The sequence below is a fragment of the Paraburkholderia sp. RL17-347-BIC-D genome (assembly GCF_046027915.1).
In the GTDB taxonomy this organism is placed as follows: domain Bacteria; phylum Pseudomonadota; class Gammaproteobacteria; order Burkholderiales; family Burkholderiaceae; genus Paraburkholderia.
In genome coordinates this window covers 61,028-84,859 of sequence record NZ_JARESS010000011.1, presented here as the reverse complement: position 1 = coordinate 84,859, position 23,832 = coordinate 61,028, and the positions used below count along the sequence as shown (strand labels likewise).

General features: G+C 64.1%; 19 protein-coding genes. 6 read left to right on the top strand and 13 right to left on the bottom strand.

From position 1 onward, the window contains the following. Window positions 1–76 precede the first annotated feature (76 nt). The 3 genes from P0D96_RS17085 (at window position 77) to P0D96_RS17075 (ending at window position 4,158) form a co-directional block, all read left to right on the top strand. Window positions 77–2,029, top strand: a complete 1,953-nt coding sequence (locus P0D96_RS17085; RefSeq protein WP_132377340.1) for an AI-2E family transporter — start codon at window positions 77–79, stop codon at window positions 2,027–2,029. Window positions 2,030–2,190: 161 nt separating this feature from the next. Beyond that, window positions 2,191–3,948 (top strand): FAD-dependent oxidoreductase, encoded by a 1,758-nt coding sequence (locus P0D96_RS17080; RefSeq protein ID WP_408314448.1) that lies wholly within the window; start codon window positions 2,191–2,193, stop codon window positions 3,946–3,948. 18 nt (window positions 3,949–3,966) lie between these two features. Then, window positions 3,967–4,158, top strand: coding sequence for a hypothetical protein (locus P0D96_RS17075; RefSeq protein ID WP_132377342.1), 192 nt, complete (start codon window positions 3,967–3,969; stop codon window positions 4,156–4,158). Between the two features lie 57 nt (window positions 4,159–4,215). Here the strand turns inward: P0D96_RS17075 and P0D96_RS17070 are convergent, their stop codons facing one another. The 3 genes from P0D96_RS17070 to P0D96_RS17060 form a co-directional block, all read right to left on the bottom strand. Beyond that, entirely contained in the window at window positions 4,216–5,199 is a 984-nt protein-coding gene (locus P0D96_RS17070) for a 2-dehydropantoate 2-reductase (RefSeq protein ID WP_408314446.1), read from the bottom strand. 4 nt (window positions 5,200–5,203) lie between these two features. Further along, window positions 5,204–5,995: a class II aldolase/adducin family protein gene (locus tag P0D96_RS17065; protein ID WP_132377344.1), complete on the bottom strand. Its 792-nt coding sequence runs from the start codon at window positions 5,993–5,995 to the stop codon at window positions 5,204–5,206. A gap of 197 nt (window positions 5,996–6,192) precedes the next feature. Further along, complete coding sequence (locus P0D96_RS17060) at window positions 6,193–7,392, bottom strand: amino acid aminotransferase (protein WP_408290671.1); 1,200 nt, start codon at window positions 7,390–7,392, stop codon at window positions 6,193–6,195. 284 nt (window positions 7,393–7,676) lie between these two features. On the opposite strand from P0D96_RS17060, the gene P0D96_RS17055 reads away from it, so the two are divergent. Continuing rightward, a complete protein-coding gene (locus P0D96_RS17055) occupies window positions 7,677–8,618 on the top strand; it encodes a LysR family transcriptional regulator (RefSeq protein WP_408314444.1) in 942 nt (313 codons plus the stop codon). A gap of 24 nt (window positions 8,619–8,642) precedes the next feature. On the opposite strand, the gene P0D96_RS17050 is transcribed toward P0D96_RS17055, so the two are convergent. From P0D96_RS17050 to P0D96_RS17030, 5 genes are all read right to left on the bottom strand, one after another. Further along, window positions 8,643–9,461 (bottom strand): helix-turn-helix transcriptional regulator, encoded by an 819-nt coding sequence (locus tag P0D96_RS17050; RefSeq protein ID WP_132377347.1) that lies wholly within the window; start codon window positions 9,459–9,461, stop codon window positions 8,643–8,645. 274 nt (window positions 9,462–9,735) lie between these two features. Next, the gene (locus P0D96_RS17045) at window positions 9,736–10,863 is read right to left on the bottom strand and encodes a hybrid sensor histidine kinase/response regulator (protein ID WP_132377348.1); all 1,128 of its coding nucleotides are present in this window, start codon (window positions 10,861–10,863) and stop codon (window positions 9,736–9,738) included. 9 nt (window positions 10,864–10,872) lie between these two features. Next, on the bottom strand, window positions 10,873–11,499 hold the full coding sequence (locus P0D96_RS17040) for a chemotaxis protein CheB (protein WP_408290664.1): 627 nt from the start codon (window positions 11,497–11,499) through the stop codon (window positions 10,873–10,875). A 10-nt stretch (window positions 11,500–11,509) separates the two neighbouring features. Next, window positions 11,510–12,355 carry a CheR family methyltransferase gene (locus P0D96_RS17035; RefSeq protein ID WP_408180985.1) on the bottom strand — a complete coding sequence of 282 codons (846 nt, stop codon included), beginning with the start codon at window positions 12,353–12,355 and terminating at the stop codon, window positions 11,510–11,512. A gap of 18 nt (window positions 12,356–12,373) precedes the next feature. Continuing rightward, on the bottom strand, window positions 12,374–15,949 hold the full coding sequence (locus P0D96_RS17030; RefSeq protein ID WP_408314441.1) for a response regulator: 3,576 nt from the start codon (window positions 15,947–15,949) through the stop codon (window positions 12,374–12,376). A gap of 263 nt (window positions 15,950–16,212) precedes the next feature. Here P0D96_RS17030 and treF point away from each other — a divergent pair, with 263 nt between their 5' ends. Next, the gene (treF, locus tag P0D96_RS17025; RefSeq protein WP_408314440.1) at window positions 16,213–18,027 is read left to right on the top strand and encodes an alpha,alpha-trehalase TreF; all 1,815 of its coding nucleotides are present in this window, start codon (window positions 16,213–16,215) and stop codon (window positions 18,025–18,027) included. Window positions 18,028–18,095: 68 nt separating this feature from the next. Here the strand turns inward: treF and katE are convergent, their stop codons facing one another. Continuing rightward, window positions 18,096–20,219 (bottom strand): catalase HPII, encoded by a 2,124-nt coding sequence (gene katE, locus P0D96_RS17020; RefSeq protein WP_408314439.1) that lies wholly within the window; start codon window positions 20,217–20,219, stop codon window positions 18,096–18,098. A 199-nt stretch (window positions 20,220–20,418) separates the two neighbouring features. After that, window positions 20,419–21,315: a MipA/OmpV family protein gene (locus P0D96_RS17015; RefSeq protein ID WP_342960403.1), complete on the bottom strand. Its 897-nt coding sequence runs from the start codon at window positions 21,313–21,315 to the stop codon at window positions 20,419–20,421. A 238-nt stretch (window positions 21,316–21,553) separates the two neighbouring features. On the opposite strand from P0D96_RS17015, the gene P0D96_RS17010 reads away from it, so the two are divergent. Then, window positions 21,554–21,685, top strand: a complete 132-nt coding sequence (locus P0D96_RS17010) for a hypothetical protein (RefSeq protein WP_408314437.1) — start codon at window positions 21,554–21,556, stop codon at window positions 21,683–21,685. A gap of 22 nt (window positions 21,686–21,707) precedes the next feature. On the opposite strand, the gene msrA is transcribed toward P0D96_RS17010, so the two are convergent. The 3 genes from msrA to P0D96_RS16995 all read right to left on the bottom strand — a co-directional run bounded on the left by msrA (window position 21,708) and on the right by P0D96_RS16995 (window position 23,705). Next, a complete protein-coding gene (gene msrA, locus P0D96_RS17005) occupies window positions 21,708–22,451 on the bottom strand; it encodes a peptide-methionine (S)-S-oxide reductase MsrA (protein WP_132377354.1) in 744 nt (247 codons plus the stop codon). A 24-nt stretch (window positions 22,452–22,475) separates the two neighbouring features. Next, the gene (gene msrB, locus P0D96_RS17000; RefSeq protein ID WP_408314436.1) at window positions 22,476–23,027 is read right to left on the bottom strand and encodes a peptide-methionine (R)-S-oxide reductase MsrB; all 552 of its coding nucleotides are present in this window, start codon (window positions 23,025–23,027) and stop codon (window positions 22,476–22,478) included. 147 nt (window positions 23,028–23,174) lie between these two features. Next, on the bottom strand, window positions 23,175–23,705 hold the full coding sequence (locus P0D96_RS16995) for an Lrp/AsnC family transcriptional regulator (RefSeq protein WP_408314434.1): 531 nt from the start codon (window positions 23,703–23,705) through the stop codon (window positions 23,175–23,177). Between the last annotated feature and the right edge of the window lie 127 nt (window positions 23,706–23,832).

Below are 23,832 nucleotides of genomic sequence, written 5' to 3'. Positions count from 1 at the left end.
TGGCCCGGACTCCCTCTCTGTGTCCGCTAGCGGCGAGCATAAGAACGACAGCGCGTCTCAATCGGAAAGTGTGCTCATGAAAATATCCTTACCGCCGCACGGGCGGCCAAACCGCGTTTACCCGCCGGGCACGCCCAGTCTGCATGGCCTCGCGTCGGTGATTACCGGCGTGGTGGTGGTGTGCGGGTTGTACTTCGGCCGCGCGGTGTTGATCCCGATCACGCTCTCGGTGTTGCTCAGCTTCCTGCTCGCTCCGCTCGTGCAGATGTTGCGGCGTTTCCATATGGGGCAACTGCCGTCGATCTTCATCGCCGTGCTGTTCGCATTGGCCAGCTTGCTCGCGGTGGGTGCGCTGATCGGTGCGCAACTGGTGCAACTCGCGGCCGATCTGCCGCAGTATCAGGAGGCGATCGAGCAGAAAATCGAAACGGTCCAGGAGAAAACCGTCGGCCGCGCCGATTCGCTGATGAGCCGCGCCGCCGTCGCCTTGCAGCGCGTGGCCCCGCCCAAGCCGAACCCGCCGCGTCCCACCGGACGCGCCGCGCGCAACGCGCCCGCCGTGCCGCAGCAGGTCGAGGTGCACGAGCCGTCGCCCACGCCGATGCAACTCGCGCAACGCGCGTTGTCGCCGGCCATCGCGCCGATCGAAACGACCTTTATCGTGCTGGTCGTGACGATTTTCATCCTGCTGCAACGCGAGGATTTGCGCGACCGTTTGATCAGTCTGTTCGGCTCGCGCGATCTGCACCGCACCACCACCGCGATCAACGACGCCGCCGTGCGCCTCTCCCGCTACTTCGTCGCGCAACTCGGTGTGAATCTGAGCGCGGGCGGCGTGATCGCTATCGGTCTGGCCATCATCGGTGTGCCGGGTGCGCTGCTGTTCGGGGTGATCGCCGCGTTGCTGCGCTTCGTGCCGTATATCGGCATCTGGATCGCCGCGATTCTCGCCGTGTTCCTCGCGGCCGCGATTCAGCCGCAATGGACCATGGCGGTCTATACGCTGATCCTGTTCATCGTCGTCGACGTGGTGGCGGGGCAGATCGCCGAGCCGCTGCTGTATGGCCACCGCTCCGGCCTGTCGCCGCTCGCGGTGGTGGTGGCGGCGATTTTCTGGAGCTGGCTGTGGGGGCCGGTCGGCCTCGTGCTGTCGACGCCGCTCACGTTGTGCGTGGTCACGCTGGGGCGCTACGCCGACCGCCTGAACTTTCTCACGGTGCTGCTGGGCGATCAGCCCGCGCTCACGCCCGCGCAGAACTTCTATCAGCGGCTGCTCGCGGACGATCCGCACGAGGCCATCGTGCAGGCGGAGCGCCTGTTGCGCGAGATGTCGCTGATCGACTACTACGACAAGGTCGCGCTCGAAGGCCTCAAGCTCGCCCGCAACGACGCGATGCGCGGCGTGCTGATGCCGGACCAGTTGCAGCGTATCAACGACGCGCTGGTGGACATCGTCGAAAACCTGGAAATCGCGGACGGCTTGCCGGACCGCCTCGCGCGCAGCGAACCCGCTGACACCGCGAGCGCGCTGCTCGCTTCGGCCTCGGCCGATCTTTCCGAGCGCCACGATAGCCACATTTCAGCGCAGCCACAGATGCGCCGTGAAACCGAAAAAACGTCCGTGCTGTGCGTACCCGGACGCGGTTCGTTCGACGAAGTCACCACCGCGATCGCCGTGCAGTTGCTCGGCCGCCAGGGCCTCGCGCCGATGATGGCCACGCACTCGGGTTATCGCAGCGCACGCGCCGACGAACCGAGCTTCAAGGACGCGCCGATCATCTGCATCGTCTCGCTCGATGCGCCGGAATCGCCGCCGTATCTGCGCAACATGCTGCGGCGCACGCGCGAATGGCGGCCGCGGGCGACGCTGGTGGTCGGCGTCGGCGGCGCGCCGGAAGGCGGGCCGGAGACGGGCGCGACCGGCGCTTCGCACGCGGCCCCCACCTTCCGCGCGATGATCGAGGAATGCCAGGCGGCCTCGAGCCTGCAGCATGCGCGCCAGCCTTCGCATGTGGGCGGAGCGGACTGAGAGCCTGCTTCGCCGCCGCGGCCTTGCCCCGCTCTTTGTACCCAAAATGAGGACAGCCGCACGCGCGCCCTCCTTCATACTTCGTTATCGATTCGCACCGCCTTGAAGAGCTAACCAGCCCCGGCGGGCAATTCCCGGCATCGAAGATCCAGGAGACACGCATGAGCCGCCCCTTCAAACCCTATCCGTTTTCGCCTCGTCACTATGAGGGCGTGGTGCCATCGCTCGTCGACGGGCGCGACCCGCTCAGGCGGTCCGTGGCGATCGTCGGCGGCGGGCCGGTCGGCATGACGCTGGCGCTCGCGCTGGCTCGCCAGGGCGTGCGCTCGGTGCTGATCGAAGCCGACGACGGTGTGTGCACCGGCAGCCGCGCGATCTGCATCTCGCGGCGCAGTCTGGAGATATTCAAGCGACTCGGCGTCGTGCAAGGCTTCCTGCAAAAAGGCTTGCCGTGGACGGGCGGCCGCAGCTTCTACCGCGACACCGAAGTGTTCCGCTTCGCCATGCATCAGGACGACGAGCAATCGCTGCCGCCGATGATCAACATCGCGCAATACCAGATCGAACAGTTGCTGCTCGACGAGGTGGAACGGCATGCCGATCTGATCGAGATCCGCTGGCAGACGCGCGTGACCGGCATCGAACAGCACGCGGCGGAAGGCGGCCGCGGGAACCTGGAAAGCACGGGCGGGGCGACGCTCGCGCTGCGCACCGGCGACACCGCGTGGCAGATGCACGCCGACTGGGTGGTCGCCTGCGACGGCGGCCGCAGCACGATCCGCGAGGCGCTCGGCCTCAAGCTCACCGGCACCACATATGAAGGCCGCTACGTGATCGTGGACATCGAACTGGACAGCGCACGCGCCACCGAGCGTCTCGCGTATTTCGATCAGCCCTCCAACCCCGGCTCGACGGTGCTGGTGCACAAGCAGCCCGACAACGTCTGGCGCATCGACTATCAGCTTCGCGACGACGAAGACCCGGAAGCCGCCGTGCAGCCCGAGAACGTCATGCCGCGCGTGCAGAGCGTGCTCGACTCGATGGGCGAAACCGGCGCATGGTCGCCGATCTGGATCACCGTCTACAAGGCCAACGCGCTAACGCTCGAACGCTACCGGCACGGCGCGGTGCTGTTCGCGGGCGACGCCGCGCATCTCGTGCCGATTTTCGGCGTGCGCGGCGCCAATTCCGGTATCGACGACGCGGACAACCTCGGCTGGAAACTGGCCTGCGTGGTGAACGGCGTGGCATCGCCGCGACTGCTCGACAGCTACAGCGACGAGCGCGTGTTCGCGGCACGCGAGAACCTGAGCTACGGCATGAAGAGCACGGAGTTCATGGCGCCGCCCTCATTCGCCTTCGATCTGATGCGCCGCGCGGTACTTGGCCTCGCCGAGCATCATGCGGCCGTGCGTCCGCTGATCAATCCTCGGCAGACACATGCGATTGCCTATGTGAAGTCGCCGCTCAACGAAGCCGCGGGCGACGTGGCCGACGCTTTCAAGCAAGGCCCGGTGCCCGGCACGGTGTTGCCGGAATGCCGGCTCAAACGTACGGAAGATGGCGTGGTCGTCGATATTCATCTGACGGATCTGCTCGGGCCTTGCTTCACCGCGCTGTGCTTCGGTCCAAACGCGAACGCGAACGACGACTCCGCGCAACACACAGCGTGGCAGCCATTGCAAACCACGCTGGCCGAACAAGGGATTCCGTTCAAAGCCGTCATGCTGGTCAGGAACGACACGCAAAACGCTACGAGCTCAAACGTGATCGACCACACCGGCCGTCTGCACGACATGCTCGACGCCACGCCCGGCACCGTCTATCTGATCCGCCCCGACGGCCACGTACTCGCCCGCTGGCGGGACGGCAGCGCCGCGGCCACGCAGCGCGCCATCAGCACGGCGCTGACGACTTAACAAAAGGAGACCCACCTCATGACCGATAGCGATCTCGATCTCGTCTACACGACGCTCTGCAAGACCCTCACGAACGAAGGCGAAGCTCAGGCGCCGTTGTATCTGGCCCGCCTCGCGATGCTGTGCCTGACCGAACTCGACAACCCGCGGCGCGCGTTGTCGTTGATCGAAGCGGCACGGCTGCCGGCTTCGACCGCGGTGACGGCATAAGGCGTAAAAAAGCCGCCGCGCCTCTCATGGCACGGCGGCTTTTCATCGAGGCTGGTGTCACTGCTTCGGATACAAACCCAGCGTGCTCGCGTGCAGACGCGCGAGACCGAGCAACGCATCTGTATATGGCGTAGCTACGCCTGTCAGTTGTCCTAGTTCGCGCACCGCGGCCACCAGCGCGTCGAGTTCGACCGCTTTACCCGCTTGCACGTCCTGCAGCATCGAGGTTTTCATCGCGCCGAGTTTCAGTGTGACCTCGTGGCGATCCGCCGGCTCCTGGTCGATCGGAATGCCGAAGCGCGCGCCGATTTCCTTTGCCTCCAGCATGATGCTCGTCACGAAGTTGCGCGCCAGCTCGTCGCTGAGAATCCGGTCGGTGGTCGTGCCGGTGATGGCGCTGATCGGATTCATCGTCATATTGCCCCACAGCTTGTACCAGACGTCGCGCTGGATCTGCGCCGACACCGACGCATTGAAGCCCGCCGCCGCAAGCGTGGCCATGAGCGCCGCGACACGCTCGCTCGACTGCCCCGACGCTTCGCCGATAATCAGCCCATTGCCCTGATGATGGCGGATCACGCCCGGCGCTTCGACCAGACAACTGGCGTGCACCACGCAGCCCACGGTCTGCGCAGACGGAATCGCGGCGGCAATCGCGCCGTCGGGATCGATCGATTTCAGGCGCCTGCCGGCGAAGTCCGCGCCGAGCCCGTCGCAGAACCACCATGGCACGCCGTTCATCGCGGTCAATACGATCGTTTGCGCGCCAAGCAGCGGCGCGATCTGCGCGGCCACCGACGCCATCGCCGGTCCCTTGACGGCGACCACGACGAGATCCTGCACGCCGAGGTCCGCGGGCTTGTCGCTCGCCATCACCTTCACGGCATGCGTCACGCCGCCTTCGATCAGACGCAGGCCGTGCTCGCGCAGCGCGTTCAGCGTCCCGCCGCGCGCCACCACGCTCACGTCATGGCCGGCCTGCGCGAGCTTCACACCCATCCAGCCGCCGATCGCGCCTGCGCCGTAGATAGCTACTTTCATCGTTTCAATCCTTGTAACTGGCGTCGATGCGGTCCACTCGCCGCACCAACGCATCGAACACGTCCTGCCCCGCGCCGTGACGCGGATCGAACTGCAGCGCGTCGCGCGAGCAGCGAATCGCAACGTCTTCCGGCACCGGCCGTGCGCGGCCCATCGCGAATGTCGCCATCTGGATTTCGCAGGCGCGGTTGAGCGTCCACAGGACCGCGAAAGTTTGCGGCAAGGTGTGGCCCCACGCAAGCAGGCCATGATTGCGCAAGATCACCGCCTGCCTGTCACCGATGTGCTTCAGGAGGCGCGGACCTTCTTCGGCGTGAACCGTGATGCCCTCGAAGTCGTGATACGCAATGCGGTCGTGCAATTGTGCGCTGTAGAAATTGGTCTGCTGCAGACCGTCTTCCAGACAGGCCACGGCGACGCCTGCCGTGGTATGCGTGTGCATCACGCAGTGCGCGTCGGGCAAGCCTTCGTGAATCGCCGCATGCACGACGAAGCCGGCCGGATTCACCGGATACGGCGAGTGATCGAGCACGCGTCCCTGTGCATCGATCTTCACGAGGTTGCTCGCGGTCACTTCGCTGTAGTGCAGCCCGAACGGGTTGATCAGGAACTGCCGCTCGCCGCCGCTCACGCTGGCGGGGACGCGCAGCGTGATGTGGTTATAGATCATCTCGGTCCAGCCGAGCATGTCGAAGATCCGATAGCACGCCGCAAGCTGCACGCGTGCATGCCATTCGTCCGGATGCATCGAGTGGGCCTTCGGCGCGCTCGGCGCTTGTATGTCGAGGGTGGTCATTTGGGTCTCCCTTGTCGACCGGAGTTGGCGCTTTAGCGCTTACTCCGGTCCCATGCAAAGCGGTCGACCAGAGTTGGCGCTTTAGCGCCTTACTCTGGTCCCATGCAAAGCGGTCGACCAGAGTTGGCGCTTTAGCGCCAACTCCAATCCCATGCAAGATCGTTGCTGTTATCGTTCTCTTGATCGAAAAAACGCGCTTATGCGCCCGACACCACGGCCGCGATCGACGCCGCCACATACTCCGCATTGCGTTCGTTCAGACCGGCCACGCACATGCGCCCGGAGCGCAGCACATACACCGCGTATTCGCTGCGCAGGCGTTCCACCTGGCTTTCGCTCAAACCCGTATAAGTGAACATGCCGCGCTGCGCGACATAGCGCGCGCGCATCACTTCGTCCACACGGCCCGCGAGTCCGGCGTGAATCGTTCCGCGCATGGCGAGAATCCGCTCGCGCATGGTGGCGAGCTCCGCTTCCCACGAAGCGCGCAACGACGCATCCGCGAGCACGTTGGCGACGAGCCGCGCGCCGTGCGTCGGCGGATTGCTGTAGTTCGCGCGCACCGTCGACATCAATTGGCCGAGCACGCGGCCGGCCTCTTCCGCGCTCTTGCAAACCACGCTCAACGCGCCGACGCGCTCGCCGTACAGCGAGAAATTCTTCGAGAACGAATTCGCGGCGATCAACGGAATGCCCGCGTCGGCCAGCAGACGCACGCAGGCGGCGTCTTCTTCCAGACCGGCTCCGAAACCCTGATAAGCCATATCGACGAAAGCGATCAGCTTGCGGCGCTGCAAGACCGGCACCAGCTCGGCCCATTGCGCCGGGCTCAGATCGACGCCGGTCGGGTTGTGGCAGCACGCGTGCAGCAGCACGACGCTCTGTTCAGGCAAGCGGCCGATCGTCTCGATCATGTCGGCGAAACGCAAGCCGCCGGTGTGTTCGTCGTAATACGGGTAGGTGTTGACCGTCAGCCCCGCGCCTTCGAACACGACGCGATGGTTTTCCCAGCTCGGATCGCTGATCCAGATCTGCGAGCTGGGGAAATAGCGCTTCAGGAAATCGGCGCCGACCTTGAGCGCGCCCGAGCCGCCGATGGTTTGCAGCGTCGCGATCCGGCCTGCTTTGCGCGCCTCGCTGTCCGCGCCGAATACCAGCGCCTGCGCCGCGTCGCGATAGAGCGGCAGGCCAGCCATCGGTAGATACGAGCGCGGGCCGATCGAATCGAGCAGCGCGGTTTCGGCGCGGCGCACGGCGTCCATCACCGGCAGCTTGCCGGCGTCGTCGAAATAGATGCCGATGCTCAGATTGACCTTGTTGGTGCGCGGGTCGAGTTGAAAGTCTTCGTTCAGGCTCAGAATCGGGTCGCCTGGGTAAGCGGGAATGTGGTCGAACATGGCAATTCCTTGAATGCGGCCGCGCTGCGGCCTTGGTGTGACGCTTGGTGTGGCGTAACGACAGCCCGGCGTGAACCGGCTTGCGTGCCGGCCTGGCTCAGACGGCAATTCACTTGCATGGGACCGGAGTAAGCACGAAGGCGCCAACTCTGGTCGACAGAGCGAGACCGAAGTCTAAGCGGGTTTGGCTGGGTGCGTCGATTAGGAGAAGTCTCCGCGCATGGCGCACGGCGCACAATCAATCGATTTTTCACGATTCGTTAGTTTTTCTTTAGAATCGCCGAATGCCACTCACGCGCGTCACCATCCGTCAGTTCGAAGCGTTTCTCGCCATCGTCGATTTGCATAGCATCGGCGCGGCGGCGGACCGGCTCGGCCTGACTTCGTCGGCGGTCAGCCAGTTGCTGGCCGACCTCGAAGCGGAACTCGGCTTTCGCCTCTTCGACCGAACCACGCGGCGCGTGAATCTGTCGAGCGCGGGGCAGGATTTTCTATCGTCGGCGGAATCGGTGCTGCGCCACGTGCGCGCCGCCGCGCAATCCGCCGACGATATCCGCAACCGCGCCGCGGGCATCGTGCGGATCGGCGCGCCGCTGGTGCTGGCGGCGACCGCGCTGCCCGCGGCCATCGCCGAATATGCGCGCGACAAGCCGAAGGTGGTCGTGCGCATTTGCGACACCGTGGTCGAGCAACTGGTGGAACGCGTGGAAAGCGGCGACGTGGACCTCGCGATCGGCCCCGACCGGCCAAGCGGCACACGCGTGCGATGCGACCCGGCGTTCGCGAGTCCGTGGGTGATGTGGTGCGCGCCGAGCCATCCGTTGAACGCGCGCCGCCGCGTGCTGTGGCCGCATTTGCGCGAGGTGCCGATCGTCGCCACCGGCCGCGACCACGAACGCGCGGTCGGTCAAATGCTGGCCAATCTGCCGGCGGAGGCGCGCATCATTCCGGTGGACGTGGTGGACAACGTCACCACGGCGTTCGGCCTGGCCTCGCAAGGGCTGGCCGTTACGCTCGCGCCCGCCTATGTCGCGCCGCTGGCGCGGACCTTCGGGCTGGTAATGAAGCGCATCGTCGATCCCGAAACGATCCGCGAGGTGTGCGTGTATCGTTCCACCGAGCGCGCATTGTCGCCGCCCGCCGATGGTTTCGCGGATTTCATCATGCCGTGGCTGAAGCGCTGGGATCGCGAGACGCAGGCCGATGTGCGGCCTAAGCGTGCGTGACAGGCGACTGCTGAACGCGTCGGCTCAAGCCCGCTCGGGCACCATGCACAGCGCGAACAACTGGCGCTGGCTAGAGATGCCAAGGCGCGCGTAAGCGCGCTTTTGATAGGTGACCACACTGGCAGGCTTGACGCCCATTTGCACAGCGATTTCCGCGGCGCCGGCGCCTTCGAGCGTGCCGCGCAACACATCGAGTTCGCGCGGCGTGAGTGCCGGGCAAGCGCGTCTGACCCGCGCCAGCATCGCGGCGGCCGAACCCTGCTGATGCTGTCCATTCAGCGCGTAATGACTCTTCGCCGCGTGCGCGAACAGATGCGCGAGGCTTTCGACGCGTTCCAGCTCGCCCGGCTGAAACACGCCATAGGCGCGGTCGCGATACAGATTGATCGACAGCCAGACGCTTTCCATCGGCTGCACGAGCAGCGATAGCCGGTCGGACACATTCGGCTGCGCGTAACAGGCCGCGCGATACGCTTCGTTTTCGATCTCTTCGCTTTGTTGCTGGTGCAGCACCAACGCGTCGCGCGCCGGTTTTTCATGCGAACGGCCGATAATCGCGCGATTGCCGTCGAGGGCATAAAAGTGCGTGGCGTAGCGATCGGCGACGTCGCGCAGAAAGCGGCCGCCGCGATGATCGGCGGCTGACACGGTGCGCGGCCTCGCGTCGAATTCATAGGCGAAGATGGTGCACTGCGAGACAGGCAGCGTATCGCCGACGGTTCTGAGGATGCTGGCGGCGAGCGCGTCGGCATCCGCGTGCGAGATCGACATGACGAGCTCGGTCGCGCGCGAGGTGCTGATCTGTTCGTTGCGGTGCGGTGCAGAGATGCGCCAGGAACGCATGATGAGAGTCGGGTCGCTGTGCAAGGGGTTCGGTTCGCCAAGCGTAGCACAGCGCAACGCGGGACTGTTTCCGGTGGTCTGCAAGAACGCCTACAGTTGTCCAGAACGCGTGATCTCACTGACTGAGCAAGGAGCACTGGCATCACATCGACATGCGCGGACATGCGCTATCGCAGCATCGAGATCGACGGCCTGGGCATTTCCTACCGTGAAGCCGGCCCCCGTGACGCATCTCGCCCGCTGATTACCGGACCCTGCCGGTGACATCGGGCGCTTACTTGCCCGTAAACGACCCGCGCTGGAACGTCACCATTCTCGGCAACTCGATCGTAAAGATCGTCCCTATCGCTTCGTCGGAATGCACGCTGACATTGCCGCCGTGCATCCGCGCGATCTCCTGCACGATATGCAGGCCGAGCCCCAGCCCTTCGCGCGAGCGCGCACCGCTGTTGTTCGGGCCAAACGCCTTGAACAGATGCGGAAACACCTCGGCCGGAATCGTGCCGCGATTGGCGACCTTCAGACGCACGGACTCGACCGCTTCGCCATCCACCTCGACGCCGATATCGCTGCCCGGCGCGCCATGATGCAGCGCGTTGCTCACCAGATTCGACACAGCCTGCCAGACCAGGTCCGTGTCCCACGCGCCCGATGTATTGCCGCGGCTCGCGAACACGATCTGCTTGCCGTTCTCGCGCGACGCGAATTCGTCGATCACGGAACGGCACAGCGTCGCCAGTTCGATCGAGCGCGGTTGCAACGGCAGGCGCCCGCCCTGCAAACGCGCGAGATTGAGCAACTGGTCGACCATGCGCGCCATGCGCAGCGAACTGTTCTTCACCCGCGCGGCCACTGTCACCGACTGTTCGTCGGCCGCCGTGCGCATCAGATATTCCGCCGACGCCAGCACCGCGCCGAGCGGCGTGCGCAAGTCGTGACTCAGCACCGCCATCAGCATCTCGTTGGCTTCGAGCATCTGCCGCGTGGTGACGAGTTGCGCCGCGAGCTGGCGCTTCTGCTGTTCGAGCTGCACGAACACATCGACCTTGGATTGCAGAATCCGCGGATCGAACGGTTTGTAGAGAAAGTCGACCGCGCCGGCTTCGTAGCCGCGGAACGTGCGCGACGCATCCTGCGCGGTTGCCGTCAGAAAGATGATCGGCACGTGCGAGGTGCGCGGGCTGCCACGCATCAGCGCGGCCAGTTCGAAGCCGTTCATGCCGGGCATGTTGACGTCGAGAATCGCCAGCGCGACTTCGTGCTTGAGCAGCAGGTCGAGCGCCGCCGTGCCCGAGTCGGCCACCAGCACGGCGAGATCCGGCCGTGCCAGCAAGGCTTCGAGCGCCGTGATGTTGTGGACGATGTCGTCGACGATCAGAATGTTCACAGGTGAGTTCGTCATGGCATCGGGTCAGAAAGAGGCCGGCAATGCGGCAAGCCGCCGGGCCATGGTTTCGGGAGTGTAAATAAAATCCGCCACGCCGCGTTCAATCGCGGCGCGCGGCATCTCGGGGGAAGCAGCGGAGTCCGGCGCCTGCACCCAGGCCGTGCCGCCGAACGCGCGCACGCGCTTCAGGCCTTGCGCGCCGTCGTCGTTGGCGCCGGAGAGCAGCAGCGCCAGCAGGCGTTCGCCATACACGGGGGCGGCCGACTCGAACAGCACGTCGATCGAGGGACGCGAAAAGCGCACGGCGGCGTCGGTCGACAGCGCGACGGTGCGGTCCACCTCCACCAGCATGTGGTAGCCCGGTGGCGCAATGTGCACGCGGCCCGGCATGATGCGTTCGCCCGCATCGGGCTCGAGCACCGGCAACGCGCAGCGATGCGCGAACGCATCCACCAGGTAGCTCGGCGGATCGGGCGGCAGGTGCGTGACGATCAAAACGGCCGGCGCGAAGTCCGCGGGCAGCGCGCCGAGCAGCACGTTCAGCACTTCGATGCCGCCCGCCGACCCGCCGATCACGACGAGCTCGTAGCCGCGCGCCGCTTCGGCGCGCGGTTCGGAATCGACGGCTGGCTGGACAGGTGAGCGTGGCATGGTGAGCGTGCTAGCGCTTCTGATAAATGCGTTCGCTCGGACGGAATTCGTCGAACGCTTCGTAATGACGGGAAAAACGCAAACTTTCCTTGCTGCCCAAGCCCAGAAAACCACGCCGCACGAGCGCGTTCTCGAACAGACCCAGCGCGCGATCCTGCAAGCCGCGATCGAAATAGATCAGCACGTTGCGGCACGACACCAGATGCGCTTCGAGAAAGACTTCGTCGGTGGACAGGCTGTGGTCGGCGAACACCACGCGCTCCTTCAGCGAGCCCGCAAAGCGCGCGCCGCCATAGGCAGCATGATAGTAGTCGGACAGCGAACGCTTGCCGCCGGCCGCCAGATAGTTCTGCGTGAAGCCCTGAATCCGGTCCAGCGCGTAGATGCCGGACTCGGCGCGCGCCAGCGCGTCCGGGTTGATGTCGGTCGCGTAGAACAGCGTGCGCTCGGTCAGGCCCTCCTCGTCGAAGAGGATTTTCAGCGACCAGAGTTCTTCGCCCGTGCTGCATCCCGCTACCCACACCTTGATCGACGGATAGGTGCGCAAGCGCGGCAGCACGTGTTCGCGCAGCGCGAGGAAATACGCCGGGTCGCGAAACATCTCGCTGACCTGGACCGTGAGGTACTGGAACAGCCGCGAAAACTCGTCGCCGTTGCGCATGATGCGGTCCTGCAACTGCGACAGTGTCTTCAGCCCGAATTCCTCGAGCGCCTGCGACAGGCGGCGCCGCAGCGACGACATCGCGTAGTGCCGGAAGTCGTGCTGATACTTGAGATACACCGCCTCCAGCAGCAGCTTCAACTCGATGTCGAAGTCGCTGATGCGTTGCGGCGCGTCGAATTCTGACTGGCTCATTCTGTTCCCGTGTTCCTGCTACCGTTGCCGCAACCAGACGCGGCATAGCGCGACCAGCTTGTCCACGTCGATCGGCTTCGAGACGTAGTCGTCCGCGCCGGCTTCGAGGCAGCGCGTGCGGTCGTTCGCCATGGCCTTTGCCGTCAGCGCGATGATCGGCAGATGAGCAAAGCGCGGATTGCGGCGAATCTCGCCCATCGCGGTCAAACCGTCCATCTCCGGCATCATGATGTCCATCAGGATCAGATGCACTTCGGGCCCGTTTTCCAGCGCTTCGAGCGCTTCGCGGCCGTTGCGCGCAATCTGCAGTTTCGCACCGAGCGGCTCCAGCACGTGCGAGAGCGCGAAAATATTGCGGACGTCGTCTTCGGCCAGCAGGATCGTGCGGCCCTCGAAGGCATTGTCGCGCTGCCGCACCGTGCGCAGCATGCGCTGCTGCTCGGGCGCGAGCGACGACTCCACGCTATGCAGGAACAGAGTCACCTCGTCGAGCAGGCGCTCGGGCGACTTCGCGCCCTTGATGATGATCGATTTCGAATAGCGGCGCAGGCGGTGCTCTTCCTCGTCGGACAGCATGCGGCCCGTGTAGACGATCACTGGCAGCGCGGCATGCGCGGTGTTCGCGGCGAGCCGTTCGAGCAGATCGTAGCCGGTGCCGTCGGGCAGCGCGAGATCGGTCACCACGCAGTCGAAGGTGAATTTGCCCAGATACTCCAGCGCTTCGGCCAAGGTTGCGACTGCAACGATCTCGGTGTTCTCGCTTTGCAGGAGCGCGCGAATGCTTTCGCGCATCGGCGCGTCGTCCTCGATCACCAGCACGCGTTTGAGGCGCTGCTGCAGACGCGCTTCGAGGCGGCGGATCGCGGCTTCCATCGTGCTGCGCGCGGTCGGCTTGAGCGTATAGCCGATGGCGCCGAGATGCAGCGCCTTGTCGGCGTGATCGGTGGCCGAGACGATGTGGATCGGGATATGACGCGTGAGCGGATCGTTCTTCAGCCATTCCAGCACGGTCAGGCCGGAACGGTCCGGCAGGCCGACGTCGAGCAGCACCGCCGCCGGGCGCATGTCGCGCACGAGGGCGAGACCGGTGGCGGCACTGCTGGCGTGGACGAAGTCGAAGTCGAGGTCGTGCGTCAGATCGCGCAGGATTTCGGCGAAGGCGAGATCGTCTTCCACCGCGACGATCAGACGGCCGGCGCGCGTGCGGTTGTCGCGGTCGTCGGCAATCGGGCCGTTGGTGGTTTCGGGCGCGTTGCCGTTGATGAAGCCGCTCGTCAGGCCATTGGCCGGCGTGATCACCGTGGGCTGGCTGCCGCCCGAAGACGGGCGCACGAGCAGCGGTTCCATCGTCGATTCGGCCGCGGCCGGCGCGCCGGCTGACGTCTGAGCCGAGGCGAAGGCCGGCGCCGGCGCCGGCTGCGCGCCCTGGCTTGCGTTCAAGGCCGCCTCTGCATCGAGCGGCAACCACAGCGTGAACACACTGCCCTTGCCGACCTCGCTGGCGACGGTGATCCGGCCGCCCAGCAAGCGCGAAAACTCGCGCGAAATCGATAAGCCCAAGCCGCTACCGCCGTATTGTCGGCTGGTGGAACCGTCGGCCTGCTGGAACGCTTCGAAGATCATGTCCAGCTTGTCCGCCGCGATGCCGATGCCGGAGTCGCGCACGTCGATACGCAGCATGTCGCCTTCGGCCGGTGCCACCGAGAGCGCCACCTCGCCGCGTTCGGTGAATTTCACCGCGTTCGAAAGCAGGTTGCGCAGAATCTGAGTGACGCGCTGGCCGTCGGTGATGAAGGTATCCGGCGTGCCCGGCGAGCGGTCGAACGCGAGACGCAAATGCTTGGCGCTGGCCATCGGCCTGAACAGTTCCTCCAGCGCCTGCAGGGTTGCGTCGATCGACACCGTTTCGAGTTCGACCGTGACCTGGCCGGCTTCGACCTTCGACAGATCGAGAATGTCGTTGATCAGCACCAGCAAGTCGCTGTTGGAAGCATGAATCGTTTCCGCGTAGCGCACCTGCTCTTCCGTCAGATTGCCGGTGCGGTTCTGCTGCAGCAGCTTCGCGAGAATCAGCGAACTGTTCAGCGGCGTACGTAGTTCGTGCGACATGTTGGCAAGGAACTCGGACTTGTAGCGGCTCGACTGTTCGAGGCGCGCCGCGTTGGCCGCGAGGTCGTCCTGCGCGCGCAGCAGATCGGACTTCTGCCGCTCGAGACGTTGCGCGTATTCCTCCAGCTGCACGTTGGTCTGTTCGAGCTCGGCCTGCTGCGCCTCGAGCCGTGTTTGCGATTCCATCAGCGCGCGGCCGCGCTCTTCGAGTCCTTCATTGGAGACGCGCAATTCCTCCTGCTGCACCTGCAGTTCTTCGTTCAACTGTTGCGTTTCGGCCAGCGCGTCCTGCAGACGCTCGCGATACAACGCGGCTTCGACGAAGTCGCCCATGCCCTTGGCGATCAGTTCCATGAACTCCTGGTCACGCGCGGTCAACTCGCGCATGAAGCCCAGTTCGACGACGCCATTGACCTCGCCGTCGTTTTCGATCGGCATGACGAGCAGGTTCTTCGGCGCGCTGCTGCCGGTCGCGGACACCACTTGCACGTAATTCGCCGGCAAGTCGCGCAAGATCAGCGTGCGGCGCGCGAGAGCCGCCTGGCCGACAAGCGTCTCGCCTTCGGCAAAATTGCGCGCGCTGGCCTGCTCGCTTTCGCGGCTGAAACCATAAGTTGCGATGCGCCGTAGCGCGCCGTGCTGCCTGTCGCGCACGTAGAGCGCGGCCACGGCGGCGTCCAGATATTGCGCGAGAAAGTCGAGCATCGCACGGCCCACCAGCGGCGAAGTCGCCTGACCGACCACCTTTTCCGCAAGCAGGCGCTGCCCCGAGCGCAACCACACTTGCCCTTGCAGCATCTCGGTCTGTTCGGCCTGCTGGCGCAGCGCGCCGTCATACGTGGTCGACAGGCCCATCAGTTCGCGCCGGCCCATCCACGCGAGCAGGCCGCTCACGCTCAGGCTGAACAGCAGGAACACGCTCACCAGCGTGGTGGTGACTCGGCGCGTCGCTTCACTGCGCTCCTGACGCAAGCGCAACTCGACGTCGAGAAACTCTGCAAATTCACGGCGCGTTTCGTCGAATTCGGTCTTGCCGCGACCGCTCGCCAAGGCGTCCTCGAAATTCTGATTCCGACGGCGTGCGTCGATCATCTCTTCCGCGAAACGGCTCCAGCGTTGCTGAATGGCCTCGATCTGCTTGAGCTTCTCGACTTGCGGCGGGTTGTCGGCGACCATCTCCTGCAAGGCCTCGATCTGCGTCTTGAAGCGCGGGCCGCCGGCTTCATAAGGCGCGAGGAAGCTCTCGTCGCCCGTGATCAGGAAGCCTCGCATCGAGGTCTCGCGGTCGACCGCGAGGCGCAGCATTTCATTGGCCTGGCCGATCACGCGCTCGGAATGCTCGGCCCAATTCATGGTCGAGACCAGGTAGGCAATCAGTCCAACGAAGACGGCCATCGTGACCAGGCCGACACCCAGAGGCAAGGCAATGTTGCGGCGAATGATGCTGCGAAAACGATTCTGGTCGACGGCCTGGGATGCGGTCATTTTTTCTGTCTTCGGCTTGGCGAATCGAGTCGATTCGGAATATTTTTCGGGTATTTCGTGTGATTCATTTTGTCGCGATGCGACGCGCGTAATCATACAGGATGGGGGTTGTTTTTGAGGCGCGTGTCAGCGGTTCAGGCTTGCTGGACGGGCCTGTTGCCGACTCACGCAACTTTGCGCCGCTCACGCGGGTCAATCGTGCGAGGAATGCAAATCCGCTCTCTTCGATCAACCGATCGCCGTCCACTCTCTTCCGGTAGCCGATGCCTTCTCACGCCCTCACCGATTTCTCCCGCGCGCCCTTGCGTATCGCCCTCGCCGCCGCGTTCATCTGGCATGCCTCGTTGAGCGGCGCGGCGCAGGTTGCCGAGCCGCCCTCGGCACACGGCAGCATCGTGGCCGCCACCGTGCACGTCGAGGCGCCCACGGAAGCTTCGCCGGTCGTGCCCATCCCGCCGTCCGAGCAATATCCGACGCTCTATCGTGATGTGCAGCTCGCGCATCTCTATCCCGACAGCAAAACTTTCGCGGACATGGTGCCGCTTTCGGCGCCTGCGCAGATCGCGGCTGCGTATAGCACCGCCAGGCAACAGCCCAACTTCAATCTCGCCGACTTCGTGAAGCACAATTTCACGCTGCCCACGCGCACGGCGAAGGTCTATGTGTCCGATCCGAATCAGGACGTGGTGGGCCATATCGATACACTCTGGAACGTGCTGCGCCGCGAGCCGGATGCGACCGCAAGCCCATGGTCCTCGCTGCTGCCGCTGCCGTACGCGTATATCGTGCCGGGCGACCGCTTCGATGAGATCTACTATTGGGACTCGTATTTCATCATGCTCGGCCTCGAACAGAGCGGACAGCATGCGCTGGTCGTCGACGAACTGAAGAACTTCGCAACCCTGATCGACCGCTACGGCCATATTCCGAACGGCAATCGCACCTACTACCTGAGCCGCTCGCAGCCGCCGTTCTTCGCGCAGATGGTGCGGCTCGTCGCCGAAAAGGATGGTGACGCCGTCTACGCGCAGTATTTGCCCGAGTTGCAGCGCGAGTACGCCTACTGGATGGACGGCAGCGATGGCCTGGCCGCCGGCCACGCGAACCGGCATGTGGTGCGCATGACCGACGGCACGTTGCTCAACCGCTATTGGGACGAACGCGCCACGCCGCGCGACGAGTCGTATCGCGAAGACGTCCTCACCGCGCAGCAGACCCCACAACGGGATTCCGCGGATCTCTGGCGCAATCTGCGCGCCGGCGGCGAAACCGGCTGGGATTTCAGCTCGCGCTGGTTCGCGGACGGCAAGACGCTCGCTACCGTGGACGTGACTTCACTCGTGCCCGTCGATCTGAATTGCCTGCTGGCCGATCTTGAGCGCACGCTGGCCAAGGCCTATCGTCTGCGCGGCGACGTCACGCATGCGGAAAATATGGAGCAGCGCGCCGCCTCGCGCGCCGAAGCCATTCGCCGCTTGCTGTGGGACCCGCAATTGCAGGCATTCGGCGACTACGACTTCGTGCATCACACGCTCACGCACAGGCTCACTGCCGCGACGGTCTATCCGTTGTATACGGGGATAGCCAGCCGTCAGCAGGCGAAAACGGTCGCCGCTACGCTGCAGCGCGAATTGCTGCGCCCGGGCGGACTCGCCACCACACAAGCGGCGACGGGCCAGCAGTGGGACGCGCCGAACGGCTGGGCGCCATTGCAGTACCTGGCGGTGATCGGCTTGCGGCGCTACAGCGAAGCGGCGCTTGCGCAAACCATCGCCACGCGCTGGATCAAGACCAATGTGTCGTACTACCAGCACACCGGCAAGCTCGTCGAGAAATACGATATCGACGCGGCCACGCCCGGCGTTTCGGCGGGTGGTGGCGAGTATCCGCTGCAGGATGGTTTCGGCTGGACCAATGGCGTGCTACGCGCGTTGCTCGTGCTGTATCCGCAGACGGTGCAGGCCTCGCGTCCTAGCGATATTCCCGAGGGTCCGGCGGGCGTGTCGGCAGCCGCGGCTTCCGCGGCCGCCGCGCCGAAGAATACGCATCGGCTGCATGGCACGCGGGTGAATCCTTAAGGCTGCGTCATGAAAAAAACCTGGCCGGTGCGAACCGGCCAGGTTTTTTCTAACGACTCTTGTGACCTTTAAGCCGGCACTGTCTCAGCCTGCTTCGCACGCGACCACACGCGATGCTGCTCAACCGCCTTGATGAAGGCCTTCAGCACGTCGGCGGCCTGCTTGTCGTCGCCGGTTGCGACGCCGTCGGCATGGTCCGGCAAATGTGCGGCAGTCAGCACATCACGCCCTGCGCCGATCGCCGCGATCGCCTTCAGATGTTTGAACGCCTCGAGCACGAAATGCCGCGCGTCGCCCGATTCCGCCAGCGTCTTCGCGCCCTTGTCGCCGCCCACCACGATCACCGCGTCGAACATGATCGACGGCAAGCCGGCAATCGTGGCGTCCGGCGCCATGCCGTCGATCGCGGCAAGCGTCGGCGCGATCAGCATGGGCGCCGCGCCTTCGCCTTGCAGCGCCTGCTGCAGCGTCTTGATGGCTGCGCTATCGGAACCCGGCGCGGCCAGCAACGCGATCTTGCAGGTCTTGATGCCCGGCTGCACCCGGTTGAGCAAACTCAGCGCGGGCGATTCCTTGGGACCGGTCAGCTTCGCCGTGCCTTTCTTAGGCGCCGGCAAACCCAGACCTTCAGCCACCTGCGCGGCGAGCTTCGCGTCGAAGTTGGCGATAATCTCGTTCACCACGCGCGCTCGAATTTCCGGCTTCGTCACCTTGCCGAGTTCGAACTGATAGGCTGCGGCGATATGGTCTTTCTCCGGCTGGGACATGCTGTTGTAGAACAGCGCCGCCTGCGAAAAATGATCGGCGAACGATTCGCTGCGCACGCGGATCTTGGTGCCTTCCACGCGCTCCTGGTAACTTTCGAAGCCGCCATCCGAGGGCGCCGGATCGGTTTCCTTCGGCCAGCCGCCACTCACCGAATTCGGCTCGTACGAGGCCTGGCCGACGTTGATCGCCTGGCGGTGCATCGCGTCGCGCTGATTGTTATTGAACGGGCACACCGGCCGGTTGATCGGAATCTCGTGGAAGTTCGGGCCGCCCAGCCGGCTGATCTGCGTATCCGTGTACGAGAACAAACGGCCTTGCAACAGCGGATCGTTCGAGAAGTCGATACCCGGCACGATATGGCCCGGATGGAACGCCACCTGTTCGGTCTCGGCAAAGAAGTTGTCCGGATTGCGATTGAGCGTCATCTTGCCGATGATCTTGACCGGCACGATTTCTTCCGGGATCAGCTTGGTCGGATCGAGCAGATCGAAATCGAATTTATGCTCGTCGGCTTCTTCAATGATCTGCACGCCGAGTTCGAACTCGGGGAAATCGCCGCGTTCTATCGACTCCCACAGATCGCGCCGATGGAAATCCGGATCCTTGCCGGCCAGCTTCTGCGCTTCGTCCCACAGCAGCGAGTACGAACCCAGCACCGGACGCCAGTGGAATTTGACGAAGCGTCCCTTGCCTTGCGCATTCACGAAACGGAACGTGTGAACGCCGAAGCCTTCCATGGTGCGCAGACTGCGCGGAATCGCGCGGTCCGACATGGTCCACAGCACCATATGCGCGGATTCGGGCACCAGCGAGACGAAGTCCCAGAAGGTGTCGTGAGCGGAGCCGCCGGTCGGCATTTCGTTCGGCGCTTCGGGTTTGACCGCATGCACGAAGTCGGGAAACTTGATGGCGTCCTGAATGAAGAACACCGGCATATTGTTGCCGACCAGATCGTAATTACCTTCCTGCGTATAGAACTTCACGGCAAAGCCGCGCACGTCGCGCACCGTGTCGGCGGAACCGCGCGGGCCCTGCACCGTGGAAAAGCGCACATAAACCGGCGTCTGTGCGGCGGGATCCTGCAGGAACGCGGCCTTGGTGTACTCCTTCATCGACTCGTACACCTGAAACACGCCGTGCGCCGCCGAGCCGCGCGCATGCACGATGCGCTCGGGAATGCGTTCGTGGTCGAAGTGCGTGATCTTTTCACGCATGATGAAGTCTTCGAGCAACGAGGGGCCGCGCGGACCCGCGCGCAGGCTGTTCTGATTGTCGGAGATCTTGACGCCCTGATTGGTTCTCAGCGCCTGGCCTTCAGGATTGACTCGAAACTGTTCGAGATCCTTCGATTTCGGATCCGCTTGCGGAATATTCGCCTGCGCGTTCTTCGCTGCGGGCTTCGGCGTGTTCGTTTTACCTGCCATGAGAATCTGCTCCTTGCGTTCGGGGGCGTGCCGGTGGGGAAATCCGGTCTGACGCACCGAAACAAGGGAGCAAGCGCTGTACCCGCGCGGGCTCCATCGCACTATATGATTGCCGATGAACCAGCCATGCGGGACGAACGATGCGGCGCGCCGCGATTGCGCGCCGCCGGCCATCTTATGCAAGCGCCGAAGCGCGCCATCAGAAACGGTAGTTGATCGAAATATCCGCTACGCCATTGGCTTTGCGGTGCGTGACCGGGCTATTGCCCGCGCTGCCCACCAGTTGCTCGAAGGCGCCGTCCGCGGTGGCGAACCAGTGCTTGTCGAACAGCCACACTGCGCTGATGCCGAAGCCCACCGATTTGAAGCCCGCGCTCGCGTGATACTGCGGGTACTTCGAGTTCGCCGCCTGAGTCTGATTCACGCCGAACCAGCTATTCATGTAAGTGGAGTCCGCGAGTGTCACGTTCGGACCGGCGAACCAGAAGAACTTCTTGGTGCTGCCCGGCATCGGCATATACGCGCCTAAATCGCCGATCCAACCATTCGAGCCGCCAAAATAGCGCCTGACGTCGGCACGCAGCACGAGCGGGAAATCCTTCGACACCACATACTCACCGGACAGTTTGACGCCCGGCGCGGGGTTGATGTTGCCGAGACCGTCCAACTCCTGCGGGTCGTCGTGGCCGCGGCGTCCGAGGTCGTAGACAGCGGCGAGACTCGCGCGCCAGTTCTCCCCTTGTGCGAAGTTGACCCCGAAACCCTCGCCGCTCGACAGGAAGAACAGATCCTTGTAGCGAACGTCGACGCTCGGACCCGCCATCAGGTGATAACGATCGGAGCCCTCGTAGCGCGGCTGGAACGACGTCGCCGCGCCGACGCGCACCTGCCAGTCCGGAATGTTCGGCTGCCACATCTTCTGCAGCGGAATGCCGACCGAATATTGCCATTCTCCCAGCGGCGAAGGCGTTTGGGCCGAGGCCGAGCCCGGTAGGACGGCGACGCCGCCGATGGTCACGGCGACCAGGGAAGTTGCCGCGATGCCTGTTTGTTTATTGCGGAGCTTGCCGCCCCGCTTTCTACGGCTGTTAAACACCAGAAGCCTCCGATCTCGCGTATCGCGAAGAGGGTTTATGTTCTCGCCCCGGGTCCGCAAGGGGATAAAAAGCACCCGGGCGACTGCCGCATCGTTACTTACGGCATGTAATTTTTTCAGCGAACGCCACGCGCCGCTCGACAAAATACGCGACTCGTTCCGATCGGGAGCCCGTCAATTGGGCATTTGTCTGAACAGACCGGTACGAAAGATTTGCCGACGGACGCACTGGTGCAAAATGCGGGCCTGGTCGCTGGAGAGCGGGCTCGATTGGCTGAAGAACAAGACGCGAAAACGCCGCGCTGCCACAACGGCAACGAAACGCATGGAAGCGGATGCGATGAAAAAAGACACGGCCGGCATCGCATGAGCGGCGCCGGCACGCCCGCGGCCTACTGCGACGCTTCGACCAGCACCGGCTTGTCGCGATACAGATTCGGGAACAGGCGCTTCAGGTTGGCGACCTTCGGCATGTCGTTGATCGCGATATACGCGGAGTTGGGATGCAGCGTCAAATAGTTCTGGTGATACGACTCGGCCGGATAGAAGCCTTTGAACGGCTCCGTCTTCGTCACGATCGGCGCAGGGAAGGCGTGCGCCTTGTCGAGTTGCGCGATATAGCTTTGCGCGACGCGCCTCTGCGTGTCGTTCAGCGGAAACACCGCCGAGCGATATTGCGTGCCGCTGTCCGGCCCCTGGCGGTTCAACTGGGTCGGATCCTGAATCACGGAGAAATACACCTGCAGCAACTGGCCGTAAGTGACCTTGGTTGGGTCGAACGTGACCTGCACCGATTCCGCGTGCCCCGTCTCGCCGCCGCTGACCGTTTCGTACTGCGCGGTGTCGCGCTGGCCGCCCGAATACCCCGAGACCGCCTTGGTAACGCCGCGCACGTGCTGGAACACGCCCTGCACGCCCCAGAAACAGCCGCCCGCAAACACCGCCGTTTCTTCGTGCGCGGTCGAAGCCGCGACCGGTTCGTCGAGCGCCGGCGGCGCGATCACGACGGCGGCCTCCGATGAGAACGCCATGCGCTGCGCCAGCAGCAGCGCGAGCGCACCGAATCCGACCGAGAGTGAAATCGCCGCCATGCGCGAGCGGGCCGGCCTGCCGTCAATGCGTTTGTCGAAGTTCATGAGGTCCATCCTGATTCGCTCAGTTCACGCGCCCGATGCGGGCGTAAATGTCATCGCCAGACCGTTCATGCAATAGCGCAGGCCGGTCGGCTTGGGGCCGTCGTCGAACACGTGGCCGAGATGGCCGCCGCAGCGCCGGCATAGCACTTCGTCGCGCGTCATGCCGAACGACTTGTCGGTATGCGTGATAACCGCATGGTCGAGCGGCTGCCAGAAACTCGGCCAGCCGGTACCGCTGTCGAACTTGGTCTTCGACGAGAACAGCGGCAGTTTGCACCCGGCGCATGCAAAAGTACCCGCGCGGTGTTCGTCGTTTAACGCGCTGCTGAAGGGGCGCTCCGTGCCCGCCTCGCGCAGCACGCGGTATTGCGCGTCGGTCAGCAGTTTGCGCCATTCGGCGTCGCTGTGCACGACCTCGTAGGCGGCTGCCGCGCTGCCGTTTGCTGCCTGTGCTGCCTGTGCTGCCTGTGCCGATTGTGCCGGCTGCGCCGCGCGCGCCGTGCGCCACATCGAGGCGCCCCCGGCCAGCGACATGGCGCCAATCAACCTGAAGAAAATCCGTCTGCTGCAAGCCATGATGATCGCTCCGGAAAGTCCGTACCGTTCACCCGTTCCGGCGCTGATCGCGCCGCCCGCGAGTGGTCCCGATGCTTGGTCGCACGAGAGCGGGATAAATGACAGCATGCGCGTCTTTTTGCATGGCGGTGGCAGCCGCAGCGGCGATTACAGCGGAAATTTGGTGGTCGAGAGGATTTCCTTGAGCACCATGAATGAGCGGATTTGCCGGACGCCCGGCAGATAGAGCAGTTGCTCCGCGTGCAGGCGATTGAAGCTGTCGCTGTCGCGCGTGCGGATCGTCATGAAATAGTCGAATTCGCCGGTCACCACGTGGCACTCCATGCAGCCCGCCACCTTTTGCGCCGCTTTCTCGAACTCGGCGAACGACTCCGGCGTGGAGCGATCCAGCACCACGCCGATGATCACCAGCATCCCGGCCCCCGCCGCCTTCGGGTCGATCAACGCGACGACTCCGCGGATCAGCCCGGACTCCTTGAGCCGCTCCACGCGCCGCAAACACGCCGGCGCACTCAGCTTGACCTTCGCCGCGAGCGCGACGTTCGAAATCGACGCGTCGGTTTGCAACTGCCGCAGGATCGCGCGATCGATGCGGTCGAGCGCCTGCAGCGGATCGGCCGGGACGGCGGCAGCAGTTGTCACCGCTGTCGAAGGTCGACGAAATTTTGTTGCGTTCATGAGTTCCTACACGTTTCTTTCTTGATCTGATTACGGATTTTAATTTCCAAAAGTATGCCGAACCCAATTTATTCGCAAGCTCATTTCCAGCGGATTTCCCTACCATCTGCTTAACGCGACCGGATGC